At 54.4% G+C, this 20,048-nt stretch carries 22 protein-coding genes; 19 read left to right on the top strand and 3 right to left on the bottom strand.

Annotation, left to right across the window (positions count from 1 at the left end; genetic code table 11):
- Positions 1-15 precede the first annotated feature (15 nt).
- The 4 genes from PGR23_RS07160 to yedF all read left to right on the top strand — a co-directional run bounded on the left by PGR23_RS07160 (position 16) and on the right by yedF (position 3,102).
- Positions 16-1,200 (top strand): MalY/PatB family protein, encoded by a 1,185-nt coding sequence (locus PGR23_RS07160; RefSeq protein ID WP_396279733.1) that lies wholly within the window; start codon positions 16-18, stop codon positions 1,198-1,200.
- A gap of 92 nt (positions 1,201-1,292) precedes the next feature.
- Positions 1,293-1,496, top strand: coding sequence for a putative selenium delivery protein YdfZ (gene ydfZ / locus PGR23_RS07165; protein ID WP_015705242.1), 204 nt, complete (start codon positions 1,293-1,295; stop codon positions 1,494-1,496).
- A gap of 164 nt (positions 1,497-1,660) precedes the next feature.
- Entirely contained in the window at positions 1,661-2,872 is a 1,212-nt protein-coding gene (gene yedE, locus PGR23_RS07170; protein WP_047064916.1) for a selenium metabolism membrane protein YedE/FdhT, read from the top strand.
- Positions 2,869-3,102: a sulfurtransferase-like selenium metabolism protein YedF gene (gene yedF, locus PGR23_RS07175; RefSeq protein WP_015366840.1), complete on the top strand. Its 234-nt coding sequence runs from the start codon at positions 2,869-2,871 to the stop codon at positions 3,100-3,102. The genes yedE and yedF overlap by 4 nt, the downstream gene beginning before the upstream one ends.
- A gap of 33 nt (positions 3,103-3,135) precedes the next feature.
- Here yedF and PGR23_RS07180 read toward each other — a convergent pair whose 3' ends face one another.
- Positions 3,136-4,362 (bottom strand): NADH:flavin oxidoreductase/NADH oxidase family protein, encoded by a 1,227-nt coding sequence (locus PGR23_RS07180; protein WP_316422200.1) that lies wholly within the window; start codon positions 4,360-4,362, stop codon positions 3,136-3,138.
- Between the two features lie 80 nt (positions 4,363-4,442).
- Here PGR23_RS07180 and PGR23_RS07185 point away from each other — a divergent pair, with 80 nt between their 5' ends.
- Positions 4,443-4,871, top strand: coding sequence for a MerR family transcriptional regulator (locus tag PGR23_RS07185; RefSeq protein ID WP_047042814.1), 429 nt, complete (start codon positions 4,443-4,445; stop codon positions 4,869-4,871).
- Here PGR23_RS07185 and metQ read toward each other — a convergent pair whose 3' ends face one another.
- Complete coding sequence (gene metQ / locus PGR23_RS07190) at positions 4,872-5,687, bottom strand: methionine ABC transporter substrate-binding lipoprotein MetQ (protein ID WP_047042811.1); 816 nt, start codon at positions 5,685-5,687, stop codon at positions 4,872-4,874.
- A gap of 343 nt (positions 5,688-6,030) precedes the next feature.
- On the opposite strand from metQ, the gene PGR23_RS07195 reads away from it, so the two are divergent.
- Positions 6,031-6,426, top strand: a complete 396-nt coding sequence (locus tag PGR23_RS07195; protein ID WP_045392431.1) for a DUF1398 domain-containing protein — start codon at positions 6,031-6,033, stop codon at positions 6,424-6,426.
- Between the two features lie 234 nt (positions 6,427-6,660).
- Positions 6,661-7,665, top strand: a complete 1,005-nt coding sequence (add, locus tag PGR23_RS07200; protein WP_045392433.1) for an adenosine deaminase — start codon at positions 6,661-6,663, stop codon at positions 7,663-7,665.
- 33 nt (positions 7,666-7,698) lie between these two features.
- Here the strand turns inward: add and PGR23_RS07205 are convergent, their stop codons facing one another.
- Positions 7,699-8,739, bottom strand: a complete 1,041-nt coding sequence (locus tag PGR23_RS07205; protein WP_045392435.1) for an oxidoreductase — start codon at positions 8,737-8,739, stop codon at positions 7,699-7,701.
- 169 nt (positions 8,740-8,908) lie between these two features.
- On the opposite strand from PGR23_RS07205, the gene blr reads away from it, so the two are divergent.
- The 12 genes from blr to dtpA all read left to right on the top strand — a co-directional run bounded on the left by blr (position 8,909) and on the right by dtpA (position 19,986).
- Entirely contained in the window at positions 8,909-9,046 is a 138-nt protein-coding gene (gene blr, locus PGR23_RS07210) for a division septum protein Blr (RefSeq protein ID WP_015366847.1), read from the top strand.
- Between the two features lie 110 nt (positions 9,047-9,156).
- Positions 9,157-10,527, top strand: coding sequence for a GH1 family beta-glucosidase (locus tag PGR23_RS07215; RefSeq protein ID WP_047077708.1), 1,371 nt, complete (start codon positions 9,157-9,159; stop codon positions 10,525-10,527).
- A gap of 213 nt (positions 10,528-10,740) precedes the next feature.
- The gene (gene ydgT / locus PGR23_RS07220) at positions 10,741-10,956 is read left to right on the top strand and encodes a transcription modulator YdgT (protein ID WP_015366849.1); all 216 of its coding nucleotides are present in this window, start codon (positions 10,741-10,743) and stop codon (positions 10,954-10,956) included.
- Positions 10,957-11,034: 78 nt separating this feature from the next.
- Positions 11,035-11,475: a DUF2569 domain-containing protein gene (locus PGR23_RS07225; protein WP_047042807.1), complete on the top strand. Its 441-nt coding sequence runs from the start codon at positions 11,035-11,037 to the stop codon at positions 11,473-11,475.
- A gap of 78 nt (positions 11,476-11,553) precedes the next feature.
- Positions 11,554-12,135, top strand: a complete 582-nt coding sequence (gene rsxA, locus PGR23_RS07230; protein ID WP_015366851.1) for an electron transport complex subunit RsxA — start codon at positions 11,554-11,556, stop codon at positions 12,133-12,135.
- Entirely contained in the window at positions 12,135-12,713 is a 579-nt protein-coding gene (rsxB, locus tag PGR23_RS07235; RefSeq protein WP_045392444.1) for an electron transport complex subunit RsxB, read from the top strand. Before rsxA ends, rsxB begins: the two co-directional genes overlap by 1 nt.
- On the top strand, positions 12,706-14,802 hold the full coding sequence (gene rsxC / locus PGR23_RS07240; protein ID WP_430915613.1) for an electron transport complex subunit RsxC: 2,097 nt from the start codon (positions 12,706-12,708) through the stop codon (positions 14,800-14,802). Before rsxB ends, rsxC begins: the two co-directional genes overlap by 8 nt.
- Positions 14,803-15,855 (top strand): electron transport complex subunit RsxD, encoded by a 1,053-nt coding sequence (rsxD, locus tag PGR23_RS07245; RefSeq protein WP_047042802.1) that lies wholly within the window; start codon positions 14,803-14,805, stop codon positions 15,853-15,855. It abuts the gene before it with no gap.
- Between the two features lie 9 nt (positions 15,856-15,864).
- Positions 15,865-16,485 (top strand): electron transport complex subunit RsxG, encoded by a 621-nt coding sequence (gene rsxG / locus PGR23_RS07250; RefSeq protein ID WP_047064925.1) that lies wholly within the window; start codon positions 15,865-15,867, stop codon positions 16,483-16,485.
- 3 nt (positions 16,486-16,488) lie between these two features.
- Positions 16,489-17,187 carry an electron transport complex subunit E gene (locus tag PGR23_RS07255; RefSeq protein ID WP_015366856.1) on the top strand — a complete coding sequence of 233 codons (699 nt, stop codon included), beginning with the start codon at positions 16,489-16,491 and terminating at the stop codon, positions 17,185-17,187.
- Between the two features lies 1 nt (position 17,188).
- Positions 17,189-17,824 (top strand): endonuclease III, encoded by a 636-nt coding sequence (gene nth / locus PGR23_RS07260; RefSeq protein WP_045392454.1) that lies wholly within the window; start codon positions 17,189-17,191, stop codon positions 17,822-17,824.
- 656 nt (positions 17,825-18,480) lie between these two features.
- Positions 18,481-19,986 (top strand): dipeptide/tripeptide permease DtpA, encoded by a 1,506-nt coding sequence (gene dtpA, locus PGR23_RS07265; RefSeq protein WP_015366858.1) that lies wholly within the window; start codon positions 18,481-18,483, stop codon positions 19,984-19,986.
- The last annotated feature ends 62 nt before the right edge of the window (positions 19,987-20,048 follow it).

Below are 20,048 nucleotides of genomic sequence, written 5' to 3' on the forward strand. Positions count from 1 at the left end.
TCGAAGGACGTTCAGATGTTTGATTTTGCCACGCCAGTCGATCGCCACGGTACCTGGTGCACCCAATGGGATTACGTTGCCGACCGTTTCGGCGCCGCCGACCTCCTGCCGTTCACTATCTCTGATATGGATTTCGCTACCGCCCCTTGTATTATCGACGCCGTCAGCCAGCGCCTGGCGCACGGCGTTTTTGGCTATAGCCGCTGGAAAAACGACGAATTTCTCGGGGCCGTCAGCCACTGGTTCGCCAGCCGTTTTCATAGCCCCATCGACCACGACGCCATCGTTTACGGCCCGTCGGTTATCTACATGGTGGCCGAAATGATCCGGCAATGGTCGAATCCGGGGGACGGCATCGTGGTCCATACTCCGGCTTACGACGCGTTTTACAAAACTATCGACGGCAACCAGCGCCGCATTGCCCCGGTGGCGCTCAAGCTTGATGAGGGTGAGTGGCGTTGCGATATGAACGAACTGGAAGCCGCGCTCGCCCATCCCGACAACCGCATTTTGCTGCTGTGCAGCCCGCACAATCCGACGGGCAAAGTCTGGAGCCGCGATGAACTGACCACCATGGCGCAACTGTGCGCGAAGCATAACGTCCGGGTTATTAGCGATGAAATTCATATGGATATGACCTGGGGCGAACACCATCATACCCCCTGGTGCGCCGTTGCGCAGGGGTCCTGGGCGCTGTTCACGTCGGGCTCAAAAAGCTTCAATATCCCGGCATTTACCGGCGCCTATGGGCTCATCGCCGATACTGCTTCGCGCGATGGCTATCTGCAAGCGCTGAAAGGCCGCGATGGACTATCTTCTCCGTCGGTTCCGGCGCTGGTCGCGCATATCGCCGCCTATCGTCAGGGCGCGCCATGGCTGGATGCGCTACGCGATTATCTGCAGGAAAACATGCGCTATATCGCCGGGCAGCTGAATCAGGCCTTCCCGCAGCTAAACTGGCAGCCGCCACAGGCCACCTATCTGGCGTGGATCGATCTGCGTCCACTCGGTATCGACGATCGCGCGCTGCAAAAAGCGCTGATTGAAGAGCAAAAACTCGCGATCATGCCGGGTTATACCTATGGCGAAGAGGGTAACGGTTTCATCAGGCTAAATGCCGGATGCCCGCGGGTGAAGCTTGAGAAAGGGGTTCAAGGATTGATTGCCGCTCTGCGGTCATTGCGCCCTCAATTAAAATAATTTTGATATATCTCAAAAACTTTTTAACCACACAGGAGTATTAAAACAACGCTAAACAATCACGTCCGAATGACAATGCAGAGGAGGAAATGATGAAAACCTACGATCGTAACCGTAATGCTATTGATGCCGGCAGCCGGGTCATGGTGGCCGACAGCGGCGCGACGGGAGTGATTAAGGCTATTCATGGCGCCAATAAAAACAGCGAACAGCTGCGCCGCAGTGACTGCGTAGAATTAGACGGTAGCCATGAATTGTATTGCCCATTGAATCTTATTCGCCTGGGCTTTAATTAATTCCAGCGTTGTTGATTTAAGGCCGCCCTGACTGGCGGCCTTTTTCATGAGGCATTCTTCCCGCTTTTGATCTCGTCGAGTGATTCTGAAAGCTAAGCGGCGTATTATCGCGGCTCTTCAAGCCCTTTCGGGGCGAATTACCTTCTGAGTTCAGAGGCATTTCTATGACATGGCAACAATTCAAACAAGCCTGGCTAATTAAGTTTTGGGCGCCAGCGCCTGCGGTGATCGCCGCCGGTATTCTTTCTACTTACTATTTTGGCATTACCGGTACATTCTGGGCAGTCACCGGCGAATTTACCCGCTGGGGCGGCCAATTGCTGCAGATGATGGGCGTTCCGGCCGAAAACTGGGGTTACTACCAATTAATTCATCTCGAAGGTACGCCGTTAACGCGTATCGACGGCATGATGATCCTTGGCATGTTTGGCGGCTGCCTGGCCGCCGCGCTGTGGGCGAATAACGTCAAGCTGCGGATGCCGCGTAGCCGCATTCGCATTTTCCAGGCGCTGGCCGGCGGCATTATCGCTGGCTTCGGCGCCCGGCTGGCAATGGGTTGTAACCTGGCGGCTTTCTTCACCGGGATCCCGCAGTTTTCCCTGCACGCATGGTTCTTCGCCATCGCCACCGCTATCGGGACCTGGTTCGGCGCGCGCTTTACGCTGCTGCCTGTTTTCCGTATCCCGGTCAAAATTGAGAAAGTCTTCGCGGCCTCACCGTTAACTCAAAAACCCGCGCAGGCGCGTCGCCGCTTTCGTCTGGGAATGCTGGTATTTGTCGCTATGATCGGCTGGGGGCTACTGACCGCCGCCAATCAGCCTAAACTTGGCCTTGCCCTGCTGTTCGGCGTTGCTTTTGGCCTGCTCATCGAGCGAGCGCAAATCTGTTTCACCTCCGCCTTTCGCGATATGTGGGTGACCGGGCGCACCTATATGGCCAAAGCAATCATCTTCGGGATGGCGGCCAGCGCTATCGGTATCTTTAGCTATGTGCAGCTCGGCATGGAGCCCAAAATCATGTGGGCCGGGCCGAACGCGGTAATTGGCGGCCTGCTGTTCGGTTTTGGCATCGTACTGGCCGGTGGTTGCGAAACCGGTTGGATGTATCGCGCCGTTGAAGGCCAGGTACATTATTGGTGGGTCGGGTTAGGCAACGTTATCGGCTCCACCCTGCTGGCTTACTTCTGGGATGACTTATCGCCGACGCTTGCCACCAACTGGGATAAGATTAACCTGCTGACGACTTTTGGTCCGTTCGGCGGCCTGCTTATCACCTACCTGCTGCTGTTTATCGCGCTGATGTTGGTTATCGCCTGGGAAAAACACTTCTTTCGCCAGAAAAACACTTCGGCGACCCGTATTAAGGAAACCGCATGAAAGAGATCGTTCCTGATTACCGCCTCGATATGGTTGGCGAACCTTGCCCCTACCCAGCCGTGGCCACGCTTGAAGCGATGCCGGCACTAAAAAAAGGGGAAATACTGGAAGTGGTGAGCGACTGTCCGCAGTCAATCAACAACATCCCGCACGATGCTAAAAATCACGGCTATACCGTGCTGGATATTCAGCAGGACGGGCCGACAATCCGCTATCTGATTCAAAAGTGACGCGAGGGGCCGGTAGCACGCTACCGGCTGTCATTATTTGCCCGCCATCCAGCGCCGATAACGTTTAGCCTGCCGTTTCGCCGTCAGTTGCGCCGTCAGCAGCGCCCATAGCGGTGAGACCTGCGGCCGCGCCGCGCGGTGGCGGCTTAGCCGCTGCAGCTGATATTTCACCGCCGCCATATGCGCGGTGGCGGCAATGGCCTTGTTCTTCCAGTTACCCTGACGCAGCAGTGGCGCATCGAACTCCCCCTCACGCCAGTACTGCGGCAGACTGGGGACAATCGCCATCGCCGTGGCGATCCCCACCAGCGCAACCCCGCTATTCACCACCCTTTCCGCCACTTCACGCCGCCGCACGCCGCCGGTGACCATTAAAGGAATCGTCGCCACTTCGGCGATCTGCTCGGCAAACTGCAGGAAGTAAGCTTCCCGCGCCAACGTCCGCTCATCGCGCATGGCGCCCATCATCGCCGGCGCTTCGTAGCTGCCGCCGGAAAGTTCGACCAGATCGACGCCGCTTTCCGCCAGCATTTGCACCACCCTCTTCGCATCGTTAATCGAAAAGCCGCCGCGCTGGAAATCCGCTGAATTGAGTTTGACCACAACGGTAAAATCCGCCGCCACCGTCTCGCGTACGCCGCGCACGATATCCAGCAGTAGACGGGCGCGATTTTCAATGCTCCCGCCATATCGATCGGTGCGCTGATTACTGAGCGGCGAGAGGAACTGGCTCAGCAAATAACCGTGGGCGGCATGGATTTCGACGCCGTGAAATCCAGCGCGTTCCGCTAACCGGGAGGTGGTGATGAACCGTCGCGTCACATCGGCGATATCCTTCTCATCCATGGCCCGCGGCAGGCGAAAGCGCGAAGATTGCGACCCAAGATCCAGCGCCAACGCCGAAGGGGCCAGCGTCTCCTGTCCCAGGCCCGCAGGCATCTGTCGCCCAGGATGATTGATCTGCATCCACACCTGCGCGCCATTCGCCCGCGCCGCCTGCGACCAGGCGCGGAACCTGTCGAGATGTCGTTCATCTTCCAGCACCACGCCCGCCGGGCCGGTCATCGCCCTGGCGTCCACCATCACATTGCCGGTAATAATCACCCCGGCGCCCCCCTGCGCCCAGGCCTTATAGAGAGTGAGTAATTCCGTTGACGGCGCATGATCGGCATCGGCCATATTTTCTTCCATCGCCGCTTTAGCGATGCGGTTGTTAATGACGACGCCAGAGGCCAGTCGCAGCGGAGTAAAGAGTGTCATGTCAGGGCTCCAGTCAGTGTACTGGACAAACCATAACCTTAAAGTTAAGTTTAAGGTCAAGCAGCTTATGAGGAATAAAAATGAACATCGGTACTCTGGCAAAACGCAGCGGCCTTACGCCTTCGCGGATCCGTTATTACGAGCGCGCCGGGATCCTCAAAACCGTGCAGCGTAAAGCCAATGGCTATCGCAGCTATCCGGAAGAGGCGCTGGTGTTGCTGGGATTGATTACTACCGCACAGGCGGCGGGATTTACTCTTGAAGAAATCGCCGCCCTGTTACCGTCCGATCTCAACCACTGGGACCGACAAACGCTTCTCACCACCCTGCAACAAAAAGTGGCGGATATTGAAAAACTGGAACAGAAACTCGCGCACAGCAAAGCGCAGCTGATAAGCGTTATTGATGAGATACAACAGAAGCCGGATGACATTGACTGCGCCGCTAATGCGCGGCGCGTGTTAACTCAGGTGCTGGATGCACAGAACCAGACCGCGAGGGAAGAATAGCTACCAACCTTTCACCGCATCACCTTTATACAATTCGGCGGCGGCATTGGCGACTTCGTCGGTCTGATAGGCTTTCACCAGGTTCTTTACCTTTGCGCTGTCTTTATTATCTTCACGGCTGGCGAAGATATTGACGTACGGCGAATTTTTATCCTCAATGAACAGACCATTGCGCGTCGGCGACAGGCCAATCTGGCTGGAAAAGGTGGTATTAATGATAGCCATGGTCACCTGTTTATCATCCAGCGCGCGGGTCAGCTGCGGCGCTTCAATCTCGACGATTTTCAGCTTCTTCGGGTTTTTCACGATATCCAGCGCGGTTGGCAGCAGGCCAACCCCCTCTTTCAGAGTGATGAGTCCCTGCTTCTCCAGCAATAACAGTGAGCGTCCAAGGTTGGTTGGGTCGTTAGGCACCGCCACCTGGGCGCCGTCCGGAAGCTGTGAAATGGCGGTGATTTTCTTTGAATAAGCGGCTATCGGATAGACAAATGTGGTACCGACATCTACCAGCTTATAGCCGCGCTCCTGAATCTGTTTATCCAGATAGGGTTTATGCTGGAAAGCATTGATATCGAGATCGCCATTGTTCAGCGCCTCGTTTGGCAGGACGAAGTCATTGAAAGTCACCACCTCGACATCGAGGTTATATTTTTGTTTGGCGACCTTTTGCACCACCGCCCAGACTTGCTGGTCTATCCCCGCGCTAATCCCCACTTTAATATGATTCGGATCCTGATCTTTTGGCCCACAGCCCGCCAGCAGCAATGCGCCAGCGAAAACCAATGAATGCGTCAAATTTTTCAGAGTAAATGCCATTTTCCCAGCGTCCTTTATAAAATAGCCTGCTAACGATGGCAGGAATAGTAGTCCGTGATACTATATAAAAGCGGAATATTAAGATTAAATACTGATTCTCTATGACTAATAGCGAAATGCTATTGATAAGTCGCCGCGCTGTTTTACTCCCTGCCAGTTCAACCGCGATATCTGACGCTGAAGCAATATTTTGTAACACTTGAAACACTGTTCCAACACCATTACACACATTAAAATTAAGCCTATATAATTAGCATTATAATAAATAGATATGTGAACGTTTTATATACACCAACCGTATATGAAGCCGTCTCACGCGCGCACACGACCCACAAGGAAAACCATGGAGCTTCTGGATTTGCTCAGAACCATTTTTGAGCGAGTACGTACTGATGCGGATTTTATTTCATTTACTGAAGTACTTATTGAAAATAATGTCTCTTATTACATTTATTTTGTCGCTACCGGGAATGTGAATTTTGTTATGTCATCAGATACTTTCGTTTCCCTGAAAAGCAACAGAAAGTTGCTGCGTGTTAACTCGCAGGCCTGCAGAACGCTTACCCGAGAAGCTGCGCGACGCCACTTTAGCGGTATCACCCCTTTTGATATCTATTGCGCTGAACTGGCAAATGCAGGGGTATTCAAGTGGGTGGTTGATCTTAATGAAAAAACGCGCCATTACTGGTCAAAAGATAATACGTTATTGCATATGGAAAATATGATTCTGCCCTTTTAATCGCAGAAATTATTAAACGCTCATCCGGATATTCAGGCGGCCCGCAGTTAGTTTTGTGGCGGGCAGCTCATCAGCCGAATTGCGCAACAAAAAGAAAAAATGGCTCTTAATTTGCGCAAAAACAGACTTTGTTCAAGTCATCTCTCTGTATCAACAGGATTTTTTCCCTACTTTTAAACAGTTACACTGCTGATGTATAATATCGTGCACTTCAACTAAAAAACGAGTGCGTCCATGATTGATTCAACTTTGCCTTTAACTGACATTCACCGCCATCTTGACGGCAACATCCGTGCCCAAACCATTCTCGATCTTGGCCGCCAGTTCAATATTACTCTCCCGGCAGACACGCTTGAAACGCTGCGTCCGCATGTGCAGGTTACCAGTAATGAACCAGACCTGGTCAGCTTCCTGGCGAAACTCGATTGGGGCGTGAAGGTGCTGGCTTCTCTGGAAGCCTGCCGGCGTGTTGCCTGGGAAAACGTTGAAGACGCCGCGCGCAACGGCCTGCACTACGTTGAGCTGCGCTTTTCTCCGCGTTATATGGCGATGACCCATCAGCTGCCGGTCGCCGGCGTCGTCGAAGCGGTGATTGCCGGAGTACGTGAAGGCTGCCGTGATTTTGGCGTCGAAGCGCGTCTGATTGGCATCATGAGCCGCACCTTCGGCGAAGCGGCCTGTGAAGAAGAACTCGACGCCCTGCTGGCCCATCGCGATGGTATCACCGCGCTGGATCTGGCTGGCGATGAGCTGGGATTCCCTGGCGCGCTGTTTATGGATCATTTCCGCCGCGCACGTGACGCGGGTTGGCGTATTACCGTCCACGCAGGTGAAGCCGCCGGGCCGGAAAGTATCTGGCAGGCTATTCGTGAACTGGGCGCCGAACGTATCGGTCACGGGGTGAAAGCAGTGCAGGATCCGAAGCTGATGGACTTCCTCGCCGCTGAACGTATTGGCATTGAATCCTGCCTGACATCAAACATCCAGACCAGTACCGTCGCCTCACTGGCGCAGCACCCGCTGAAGACCTTCCTCGATCACGGCGTTCTGGCCTGCATTAACACCGATGATCCGGCGGTACAGGGTGTGGATATCATTCATGAGTACAATGTCGCCGCACCGGCGGCGGGCCTCAGCCGTGCGCAGATCCGCCAGGCGCAAATTAACGGTCTGGAGCTGGCGTTCCTGAGTCGTCAGGAAAAAGAGGCGCTAATGCAACGCGTCCTGCAGGCTCATTAAGTCAAAGCTCCGCCGCACAGGCGGAGTAAGCGGTTAAATCAGGCACAGCGCCGTCCGGTGCCGTGCCGATTCAATCCCCAGCTCAATCAGTTCCATAATCTGAATCGCCTGGCTTGCGGGTACCGGGTTTTCACCGCTGCCGTTGAGCGCATCGCGGATCGCCGCATAATAAGCGGGATAATTTCCCGGCAGCGTCAGCCAGGTTTCCTCGACGCGCTCTTCACCTTCAACGCGGGTCAATATGCCGTCGCGCATATCGTAGCCCCAATCCTCTTGCGGCAGCCGCTCGCCGCTTTTCAAACGCTCTTCCTGCGGATCGAGACCATATTTCACATAGCTTCCTCGTGAACCATGGACGATATAACGCGCCGTTTCCGCCGCCGCCAGCAGCGTACTGTGCAAAATCACGCGTCGTTGCGGATAAATTAACACCGCGTGGAAATAATCCGTCGCCTGAGCGCCGGGGCGCTGCTGCGCCAGATCGACGGCAATACTCACCGGCAGGCCAAACAGATTGACAGCCTGATCCAGCAGATGAGGGCCTAAGTCATACCAGATACCGCTGCCAGGGCCGCCTAGCTCACGCCAGCGATCGCGAATTTGCGGACGATAGCGATCGAAATGTGATTCAAAGTAACTGACCTCTCCCAATTCCCCAGCGGCAATCAAGGCCTTCAGCGTGAGAAAATCGCTATCCCAACGCCGGTTGTGAAATACTGATAACAGACGCCCGCGGCTTCTGGCGATAGCATCCAACTCACGCGCTTGTGACAGTGTCACGGTAAAAGGCTTATCAACAATGACGTGTTTGCCCGCCTCCAGCGCCGCTCGCGCCAGCGGAAAATGAGTATCGTTGGGGGTCGGAATGACAATGAGATCGATATCGGGGTCAGCAAAGAGCGAATTCGCGGAAGCCACCACCTGGGTCGCCGGCCAGTCTGCCAGCACTTTCTGCGCGTCGCTACTGACCACAGCCGACAGCGCCATACCCGGCGTACCGGAAATCAAAGGCGCATGAAATGTCTTGCTTGCATAACCGTAGCCTATCAGCCCTACCCGTATAGCATCACTCATGGCGTCATCCTCACAGGCAACATGGCTCTAACTATAAACCGCAATCTTCCACTTATCAGTGTACGGTGTTCATCTTTGCGCCATTTGCGCAATGCATGGGCGGTAGTACTTGCGTTGTTTCCGCGGTTTAGTAACATTTCAGTCCATTTTAACTTTCCGCTTTAGAATTATGACGACTGTTTTTACCCGCATTGTAGAACTTATTGGTTGGGTTGTTTTTGGCGTTTCGGCTGTGCTGTTGGTGGTTGCGCATCAAATCGATGATTATCAGTCCCCGCCTCCGGCCAGCACCGTTCAGGCGAAGTAACGGCAAAAAGTGATGCTCGCCGCAAATCTGCAACCGGTTTCAGAAACCGGTTGCAGATTTGTCGCGCCATTCAATACACTCTCTTTATCACTTGATAAGGAGTTTTTTTGATGGGCGCATTTCCGCAAGATTTTCTCTGGGGGGCCGCAACGGCCGCCTACCAGGTTGAAGGCGGGCACGATGCCGATGGCAAAGGCCCTTCTATTTGGGATATCTACTCGCACCAGCCAGGAACCACCTTTCAGGGCACCAATGGCGATATCGCAGTCGATCACTACCATCGTTTTCGTGAAGATGTCGCCCTGATGGCGGAAATGGGGCTCCAAAGCTACCGCTTTTCTATCTCCTGGCCACGGTTATTGCCTCGTGGCCGCGGCGAAGTCAATGAACCCGGCGTACAGTTTTACAGCGATCTGATCGACGAACTGCTGGCGCACAATATCGAACCGATGATCACCCTTTATCACTGGGATTTGCCGCAGGCATTGCAGGACGAAGGCGGTTGGGAGGCCCGCAGCACCTCGGAAGCCTTCGCTGAATACGCACGTCTGTGCTATCAGCGCTTCGGTTCCAGGGTCAAACTGTGGGCCACCTTTAACGAAACTATCGTATTTATTGGCCACGGTTATATAAATGGCTGCCACCCACCGGCGGTACGCGACCCGGCGCGCGCCATCCAGGCCTGTCACCATGTCTTTATCGCCCACGCGTTGGCCGTTAAGAGCTTTCGTGAAATGAACATTGACGGTCAGATTGGTTTCGTTAATGTCCTGCAGCCCCATACGCCGTTGACGCCAAGCGCGGAGGATATTAAGGCCACTGCGTTGGCCGATGCTATTCATACTCACTGGTTCTACGATCCGGTACTGAAAGGCGTCTATCCAGACGATTTGCTTCGTCAGGCTCAGGCGCTGTGGAATGTACCGCGCTTCGCCCCGGGCGATGATGCGCTGCTTAAGGAAAACCGCTGTGATTTTATTGGCCTGAATTATTACCGTCGGGAGACGGTCTCCGCCACGCCGCAGGAGGGTCCAGGCGTCGGCGAGTCCGGCGTAGATGGATTATTTTATTTCGTCCGCAATCCGCAAAGTACTTATACTGAATGGGGTTGGGAAATTTGGCCGCAGGGATTAACCGACGGCATCATGATGATAAAAGAGCGCTATGGCGATATCCCAATCTATATCACCGAAAATGGTTTGGGGGCAAAAGATCCGATAATTGACGGTGAAATTGTCGACGATCCGCGAATTGACTATCTGAGTAGCCACATTAATGCGCTGGAAAAAGCAATAGCATTAGGTGCGGATGTCCGTGGTTTTTACCCGTGGTCCTTTATTGACCTGCTAAGCTGGCTCAACGGTTATCAGAAGCAGTACGGTTTTGTCTACGTCGATCACCAGCAGAACCGCGCTCGCAAACGAAAAAAGAGTTATTTCTGGTATCAAAACGTTATTGCCAGCCGAGGCGAACAGCGTTAATCTTCCCTCCCAGGCGCCGTCCGGCGCCTGATCTGGTTGTAGAATATTCTTAAATTTCTTTTTACGATGCCAGGACCCTAATCAGTTCTTGTTTTTAGTATTGGCAACCGAAATAATTCCGCCGGCCCATCAAGAAGGCGCTGTTAGTTGAAACACGGTTTACAGAAAATTGGTAATATTCGACTTAATTCCGATTATTAAATGGATACACAAATGACCGTACAGGATTATTTATTAAAATTCCGCAAAATTAGTTCGCTGGAAAGCCTGGAAAAACTTTTTGATCATCTTAACTATTCTCTCTCTGACACCAATGAAATCGTCAACATGTATCGCGCCGCCGATCACCGCCGCGCCGAGTTAGTCTCTGGCGGAAAACTGTTCGATGTAGGCCAGGTGCCGAAGTCGGTATGGCGTTACGTGCAATAAAGGCTGTTATCATTCACGCCAGTTGCTTATACTTCCCGCCCTGAAATTAACTAACTGGCGTTGAATCCGGGGGTTACGATGTCCTCTCAATCTGCAGAACGTATCGGCGGCTGGCTACTGGCGCCGCTGGCGTGGTTACTGCTCGCGCTGTTCAGCACCTCTCTATCATTAATACTGTACGCGAATGCGCTGATGGCGCCGCAGACCTGGGCATTGCTGAAAGCAATGAGCTTCGGCCACCTGGCGCTATGGCTGGCTTCCCTGCTGTTTGCCGTCGCGATGTGGTATTATACCCTGTGGCTGACAATCGCTTTTTTCAAACGCCGCGCGGTGGTACCTAAGCACTACATTATCTGGCTGCTTATTTCTCTGCTGCTGGCGATTAAGGCGTTCGCTTTTTCGCCGATTTCGGATCTTCTGGCCATGCGCCAGCTGTTGTTTCCGTTGCTTGCCGCAGCGTTGTTTGCGCCCTATTTTCGACGCTCTGCGCGGGTTAAGCGGACCTTCGTCAATCCGTAATAACCACACAGTTCACCTGTTGTCGCCGGTATCGATTTATTCGATAATAGGCGGCTTTTTTTCGTTTCAGGTCCAATAATGGCTGATTATTTACTGCTCTTTGTCGGTACTGTCCTTGTTAATAACTTCGTGCTGGTGAAGTTTCTTGGATTGTGCCCGTTTATGGGGGTTTCCAAAAAGCTGGAAACCGCTATGGGGATGGGACTGGCCACCACCTTCGTGATGACGCTGGCCTCGATTTGCGCCTGGTTGATTGATACCTGGATCCTTATCCCGCTGAACCTTGTTTATCTGCGCACCCTGGCCTTTATCCTGGTCATCGCAGTGGTGGTGCAATTTACCGAGATGGTGGTCCGTAAAACCAGTCCGGCGCTGTATCGTCTGCTGGGGATCTTCCTGCCGTTAATCACCACCAACTGCGCGGTGCTGGGCGTGGCATTGCTGAATATTAACCTCGGGCATAATTTCCTGCAGTCCGCGCTGTACGGTTTCGCCGCTGCCGTCGGTTTCTCGCTGGTGATGGTGTTATTCGCCGCCATTCGCGAACGCCTGGTGGTTGCCGATGTTCCCGCGCCGTTTCGCGGTAACGCGATTGCGCTGGTGACCGCTGGATTAATGTCACTGGCATTCATGGGCTTTAGTGGTTTGGTGAAGTTGTAATGAGCGCTGTCTGGATAGCCGTGATCGCCATCAGCCTGCTCGGGCTGATTTTCGGCTTAATACTGGGATACGCGTCGCGCCGTTTTGCGGTGGAAGACGACCCGGTGGTAGAAAAAATTGATGAACTGCTGCCGCAAAGCCAATGCGGTCAGTGCGGTTTTCCGGGCTGCCGTCCCTACGCGGAAGCCGTAGGCACCCAGGGTGAAAAAATCAACCGCTGCGCCCCCGGCGGCGAAGCAGTCATGTTAAAAATCGCCGCGTTATTGAATGTCGATCCGCAGCCTATTGACGGCGACGAGCAGCAGCAAGAGCCGGTTCGCATGTTGGCGGTGATTGATGAAGCCAACTGCATTGGCTGCACCAAATGTATTCAGGCCTGTCCGGTCGATGCCATCGTTGGCGCGACCCGCGCCATGCATACGGTAATGAGCGACCTGTGTACCGGCTGTAATCTCTGTGTGGCCCCCTGCCCGACTCAGTGTATTGACCTGCGTCCAGTCGCCCAGACCACCGAAACCTGGAAATGGGACCTGCAAACCATCCCAGTACGCAATATTCCTGTGGAACAACATGTTTAAGTTATTTTCCGCTTTCCGAAAAGACAAGATCTGGGATTTCAACGGCGGTATTCATCCGCCGGAAATGAAAACTCAGTCCAACGGCACGCCGCTGCGTCAGGTTCCTCTGCCGCAGCGTTTCGTCATTCCGCTGAAGCAGCATATCGGTGCTGAAGGCGAACTGTGCGTACAACCGGGCGATAAGGTTCTGCGCGGCCAACCGTTGACCCGCGGTTTTGGCAGAATGCTGCCGGTCCATGCCCCAACTTCCGGGACGGTGACGGCCATCGAGCCTCACTCGACCGCCCATCCTTCCGCGCTGGCGGAACTGAGCGTTATTATCGACGCCGATGGCGATGACTGCTGGATCGAGCGCGACGGCTGGAGCGACTACCACAACAAATCGCGTGAAGAACTGATCGAGCGTATCCACCAGTTTGGCGTTGCCGGGCTAGGCGGCGCCGGCTTCCCCACGGGAACAAAACTGCGCGGCGGCGGTGATAAAATCGACACCCTGATTATCAATGCCGCGGAATGCGAACCCTATATCACCGCCGACGATCGCCTGATGCAGGACTGCGCGGCGCAGGTCGTTGAAGGGATCCGCATCCTTGCGCATATTTTGCAGCCCAAACAGGTGCTGATTGGTATCGAAGATAATAAACCGCAGGCCATTTCCATGCTGCGCGCGGTATTATCCGACGCCCATGGCATAGCGCTGCGGGTAATCCCAACGAAATATCCCTCCGGCGGCGCGAAGCAGCTCACGCAAATTCTTACCGGTAAGCAGGTGCCGCACGGCGGCCGCTCCTCCGATATTGGCGTCCTGATGCAGAACGTTGGTACCGCTTATGCTGTTAAACGCGCGGTTATTGACGGCGAGCCGTTAACCGAGCGCGTCGTCACTTTAACCGGCGAAGCGATTAGCCGTCCGGGCAACGTTTGGGCGCGCCTGGGTACGCCGGTGCGTCATCTGCTGAGCGATGCCGGTTTCTGCGCCAGCGCGGAGCCGATGGTCATCATGGGCGGGCCGCTAATGGGCTTCACTTTGCCCTGGCTTGACGTTCCTGTCGTGAAAATCACTAACTGCCTGCTGGCGCCGTCGATAACTGAGATGGGCGAAACGCAGGAAGAACAAGGCTGTATCCGCTGCAGCGCCTGCGCGGATGCCTGCCCGGCAGATCTACTCCCCCAGCAGCTGTATTGGTTTAGTAAAGGCCAGCAGCACGATAAAGCCACCACGCATAACTTAGCGGACTGCATCGAATGCGGCGCCTGCGCCTGGGTTTGTCCCAGCAATATTCCACTGGTGCAATATTTCCGCCAGGAAAAAGCGGAAATAGCCGCCATTCGCCTGGAAGAACAGCGCGCCGCCGAGGCGAAAGCTCGTTTTGAAGCGCGACAGGCACGTCTTGAACGTGAAAAAGCCGCGCGTCAGGAGCGGCACAAAAAAGCGGCCGTACAACCGGCGGCGAAAGATCAGGATGCCATTAACGCCGCGCTGGCCCGCGTACGCGATAAGCAGCGTGACGCGGCGCAGCCGATTGTCATTCAGTCCGGCAGCAAACCGGACAACAGCGAAGCGATTGCCGCCCGCGAAGCGCGTAAAGCCGAGGCTCGGGCGCGCAAAGCCGAACAGCAAGCCGCTGTTGAATCAACAGCCGAAGCAAGCGATCCGCGCAAAGCGGCCGTTGAGGCCGCTATCGCCCGTGCCAAAGCGCGCAAAGCCGCGCAGCAGGCTGAGAACGTCGCACCTTCTGCCGAAAGTGAAACACCGGTTGAGGCTGCCCCCGCGGTCGACCCGCGTAAAGCCGCCGTTGAAGCCGCTATCGCCCGTGCAAAAGCGCGTAAGGCCGCACAGCAGGTTGAGAACGTCGCACCTTCTGCCGAAAGTGAAACACCGGTTGAGGCTGCCCCCGCGGTCGACCCGCGTAAAGCCGCCGTTGAGGCCGCTATCGCCCGTGCCAAAGCGCGAAAGGCAGCACAACAAGCAGAACAACAATCCACGCCGGATGCCGCCAATGACGATCCGCGTAAGGCGGCCGTCGCGGCAGCTATCGCTCGCGTTCAGGCGCGTAAAGCAACACAGCAGGCAGTTAACGAGGAATAAATGGTTTTCAGAATTGCAAGCTCCCCTTATACCCACAACCAGCGCCAGACCTCGCGAATTATGCTACTGGTGCTGCTGGCGGCGATCCCTGGTATTATCGTCCAGAGCTGGTTTTTCGGCTGGGGTACCCTGTTGCAGATTATCCTCGCGGCCTTCACCGCATGGGGAACCGAAGCGGCTATTCTCAAGTTGCGCAAACAAAATATAGCGGCAACCCTTGCGGATAACTCCGCCCTGCTGACCGGGCTGTTGCTGGCCGTCAGTATTCCGCCGCTGGCGCCGTGGTGGATGGTGGTGTTAGGCACCGCCTTTGCGGTGGTGATTGCCAAGCAACTGTACGGCGGATTAGGGCATAACCCCTTTAACCCGGCGATGATCGGCTATGTTGTTCTGCTGATCTCTTTCCCGGTGCAGATGACCTCCTGGTTACCACCGCATGAGATTTCCGCTCAGGTGCCTGGTTTTATGGATGCGCTGCAGGTTATTTTCAGCGGCCATACCGCCAGCGGCGGCGATATGAACAGCCTGCGTATGGGAATCGACGGTATCAGCCAGGCCACGCCGCTGGATACGTTTAAAACGTCCCTGCATGCCGGACACAGCGCAAAAGAGATCCTGCAGTATCCAATTTACGGCGGCCAATTAGCTGGTCTCGGCTGGCAGTGGGTTAACCTCGCCTGGCTGGCTGGCGGTCTGTTCCTGCTTTGGCAAAAAACCATTCGCTGGCATATTCCGGTAAGCTTCCTGTTAAGCCTTGCCGTTTGCGCCACTCTCGGCTGGATTTTCTCACCGGAAAGCCTGGCATCGCCGCAGATGCATCTGCTTTCCGGCGCCACCATGCTTGGAGCGTTCTTTATCCTTACCGATCCGGTGACGGCATCCACTACCAACCGCGGACGCCTGATTTTCGGCGCGCTGGCAGGTTTACTGGTGTGGCTAATCCGCAGCTTCGGCGGTTATCCGGACGGCGTCGCCTTCGCCGTGCTGCTGGCGAATATTACCGTCCCATTGATTGACTACTACACGCGTCCGCGCGTGTATGGCCACCGTTGAGGAGTCGCGATGTTAAATAGCATGCGTAAACACGGCATCACGCTGGCGCTCTTTGCCGCTGGCTCTACCGGACTGACGGCCGCCATCAATGAATTAACCAAGAACACCATTGAGCAGCAGGCCGCGCTACAGCAAAAGGCCCTGTTCGATCAGGTCCTGCCAGCGGAGAGTTATAATAACGATCTGCTGAAAAGCTGTTATCTGGTGACCGCGCCGCAGTTAGGCAAAGGTCAGCATAAAGTATGGATTGCAAAGAATAACGATGCGCCGGTCGGCGCGGTGATGGAAGCCACGGCGCCGGATGGTTATTCCGGGGCGATTCAACTTCTGGTCGCAGCTGACTTTAAAGGCACCGTTCTCGGCTCACGCGTCACCGAGCATCATGAGACCCCCGGGCTCGGTGATAAGATTGAACTGCGTATTTCTGACTGGATCACCCACTTCAGCGGCAAGGTTATCCATGGCCAAAATGATAGCCACTGGGCGGTGAAAAAAGACGGTGGTGATTTCGACCAATTCACCGGCGCGACCATTACCCCACGTGCGGTGGTAAACGCCGTTAAACGCGCGGGACTGTATGCGCAAACGCTGCCCGCGCAGATCCCTGAATTCACCGCCTGCGGAGACTAAGCCATGAGCGAAGTAAAAGACGTCATTGTTCAAGGGTTGTGGAAGAATAACTCGGCGCTGGTCCAGCTGCTGGGGATGTGTCCCCTGCTTGCGGTTACCTCGACGGCTACCAATGCCCTGGGCCTCGGTCTGGCGACCACGCTGGTGCTGACGCTCACCAACCTCACCATTTCCAGCCTGCGCCGCTGGACACCGGCGGAGATCCGTATTCCGATCTACGTGATGATTATCGCCTCGGTAGTCAGCGTGGTACAAATGCTTATCAATGCCTACGCTTTCGGCCTGTATCAATCGCTGGGTATCTTCATTCCGCTTATCGTGACCAACTGTATCGTGGTTGGGCGCGCCGAAGCGTTCGCCGCCAAAAAAGGACCGGCGCTGTCAGCGCTCGATGGTTTTTCCATTGGTATGGGCGCGACCTGTGCCATGTTTGTGCTGGGGTCGCTGCGCGAAATAATCGGTAATGGCACGCTGTTTGATGGTGCCGATAGCTTATTAGGCAGTTGGGCGAAAGTCCTGCGCATTGAAGTTTTCCATACCGATACGCCGTTCCTGCTGGCGATGCTACCGCCAGGCGCTTTCATTGGCCTCGGTATGATGCTGGCGGTAAAATACCTCATCGATGAGCGTACTAAGCAGCGTAAGGCGAAAGCGGCGCAGGCCGTCTCCGTCGCCCCAACTGATGTGACAGGGAAAGCGTAAGATGAATAAAGCCAAACGCCTGGAGATCCTGACCAGGCTGCGGGATAACGACCCGCACCCAACCACTGAACTCAATTTCACCTCACCGTTCGAGCTACTTATTGCGGTGCTGCTGTCAGCGCAGGCCACTGATGTTAGCGTCAACAAAGCTACTGCGAAGCTCTATCCGGTCGCCAATACGCCGGCGGCGATGCTGGAGCTTGGCGTTGACGGCGTGAAGTCCTATATCAAAACCATTGGCTTGTTTAATAGTAAAGCCGAAAACGTCATTAAGACCTGCCGCATCTTACTGGAGAAACATAACGGTGAGGTGCCGGAAGACCGGGCGGCGCTGGAAGCGCTACCAGGAGTCGGTCGTAAGACCGCCAATGTCGTGCTGAATACCGCTTTTGGCTGGCCGACTATTGCCGTCGACACCCATATCTTCCGCGTTTGCAATCGGACACAATTTGCTCCCGGTAAGAACGTTGAACAAGTCGAAGAAAAGTTGTTAAAGGTGGTTCCGGCGGAGTTTAAAGTTGACTGTCACCACTGGCTTATTCTTCACGGCCGTTACACTTGCGTCGCGCGAAAACCGCGCTGCGGTTCCTGCCTGATAGAAGATTTGTGCGAGTATAAAGAGAAGGTTGAGTCCTGATTTTTGCATATCTGCTGAATATTACCGTCCTCGTCAGTCACCGCTATTTTCACCAACGATCGCCCGGATCCATAACCTAACCTGTGGTTATGGTTCTATTTTTCATCAATCACACCGACAATGACTCCATACTTTTGCCATTTAGATGGATAATTATGCGGTTATATAACCAGCAATCAGCGCAATCGTTTTTTACCGCTGAAAATTTTCTATGTATTTGTGATCAAGATCATCCACGCAACTCGTCGTTAAATTACTGTTGCAAAAATGCTGCAAAAAGCCAGCAATTTCAATATCAGAGCCTCAGTCACCAGGAGAATAGCCTGCTTATTTTTAGGAATATAGGCCATCCCACTGCCTTCAAGGTCAAAAAGCAGAATATATCGCCTTTATCCCCACGATGGCCGCCCGGCGTAGATTAAAATATCAGGTTTAACGAAAAGGTGAAATTTAACTCTGTATAACATTTGTATGACTGGCTAATTATAGTAGCTTGGTTATGTGTAACAGAGTATTACAAAGCTATTGCCTGATGGGGCAGGATAGTGAACATTACTTGCCGTTTTCCCTCCAAGAATAACTATAAAGGCGGCGGTCCTCCGGGATTGCGCCCCAAACAGCCCCCGTTAATATGGGATGTAAAAAAAGAGGTATATGTGTCAACTGCAAACAATAAACCAGCAGAAAGCGTGAGTTTGAACGCTTTCAAACAACCAAGAGCGTTTTATCTCATCTTCTCCATTGAGTTATGGGAGCGTTTTGGTTATTACGGCCTGCAAGGGATCATGGCCGTTTACCTGGTAAAACAGCTGGGTATGTCGGAAGCGGATTCTATCACCCTGTTCTCTTCCTTTAGTGCACTGGTTTATGGCCTGGTCGCTATCGGCGGATGGCTCGGCGACAAGGTGCTTGGCACCAAACGCGTCATCATGCTTGGCGCGATTGTTCTGGCTATCGGCTATGCGCTGGTTGCCTGGTCCGGTCACGATGCCGCCATCGTCTATATGGGTATGGCGACTATCGCCGTCGGTAACGGCTTGTTCAAAGCTAACCCGTCTTCCCTGCTCTCCACCTGCTATGACAAGAACGACCCGCGTCTGGACGGTGCATTTACCATGTACTATATGTCCGTCAATATCGGCTCCTTCTTCTCTATGCTCGCCACGCCGTGGCTGGCAGCGAAGTTCGGCTGGAGCGTGGCGTTCGCGCTGAGCGTCGTGGGCATGTTGATCACCGTGGTTAACTTCGCCTTCTGCCAGAAGTGGGTTAAACAGTACGGTTCCAAACCTGACTTCGCTCCGGTGCATGTCGGCAAACTGCTGGCGACCATCGTCGGCGTGGTAGTGCTGGTCGCTATTGCCACCTGGCTGCTGCACAATCAGGGCATCGCACGTATGGCGCTGGGCGTCATTGCACTGGGCATCGTTATCATCTTCGCTAAAGAAGCCATGGCGCTGCAGGGCGCGGCGCGTCGTAAAATGATCGTTGCTTTCCTGCTGATGGTTGAAGCGATTGTATTCTTCGTACTGTACAGCCAGATGCCAACCTCGCTGAACTTCTTCGCGATCCGTAACGTTGAGCACTCGATTCTGGGTATCGCGTTCGAACCTGAGCAGTATCAGGCACTGAACCCGTTCTGGATTATGATTGGTAGCCCGATTCTGGCCGCGATTTATAACAAGATGGGTGACCGCCTGCCGATGCCGCATAAGTTCGCCATCGGTATGGTGCTGTGCTCCGGCGCTTTCCTGGTGCTGCCGCTGGGTACCAAATTCGCCAGCGATGCCGGTATCGTCTCCGTCAACTGGTTGATCCTCAGCTACGCGCTGCAGAGTATCGGTGAACTGATGATTTCCGGCCTCGGCCTGGCGATGGTTGCTCAACTGGTACCGCAACGTCTGATGGGCTTCATCATGGGTAGCTGGTTCCTGACCACCGCAGGCGCCGCCATCATTGCAGGTAAAATCGCTAACCTGATGGCAGTACCGGAAAACGTGACCGACCCGCTGGTTTCTCTGGATGTTTACGGCCACGTGTTCCTGCAAATTGGTATCGCGACCGCAGTCATCGCCTTCCTGATGCTGCTGACCGCGCCGAAGCTAAACCGTATGACGCTGGATGACGACGCTGTCGCCAAAGCGCGCGAAACCGCAACCGCTTAAATGCTCCGGGAAAACCAATAAATTTAGGCCGCTAACGTTTGTTAGCGGCTTTTTTTTTGCCC

Source organism: Klebsiella sp. 141162 (assembly GCF_050600755.1).
GTDB lineage: Bacteria > Pseudomonadota > Gammaproteobacteria > Enterobacterales > Enterobacteriaceae > Klebsiella > Klebsiella aerogenes.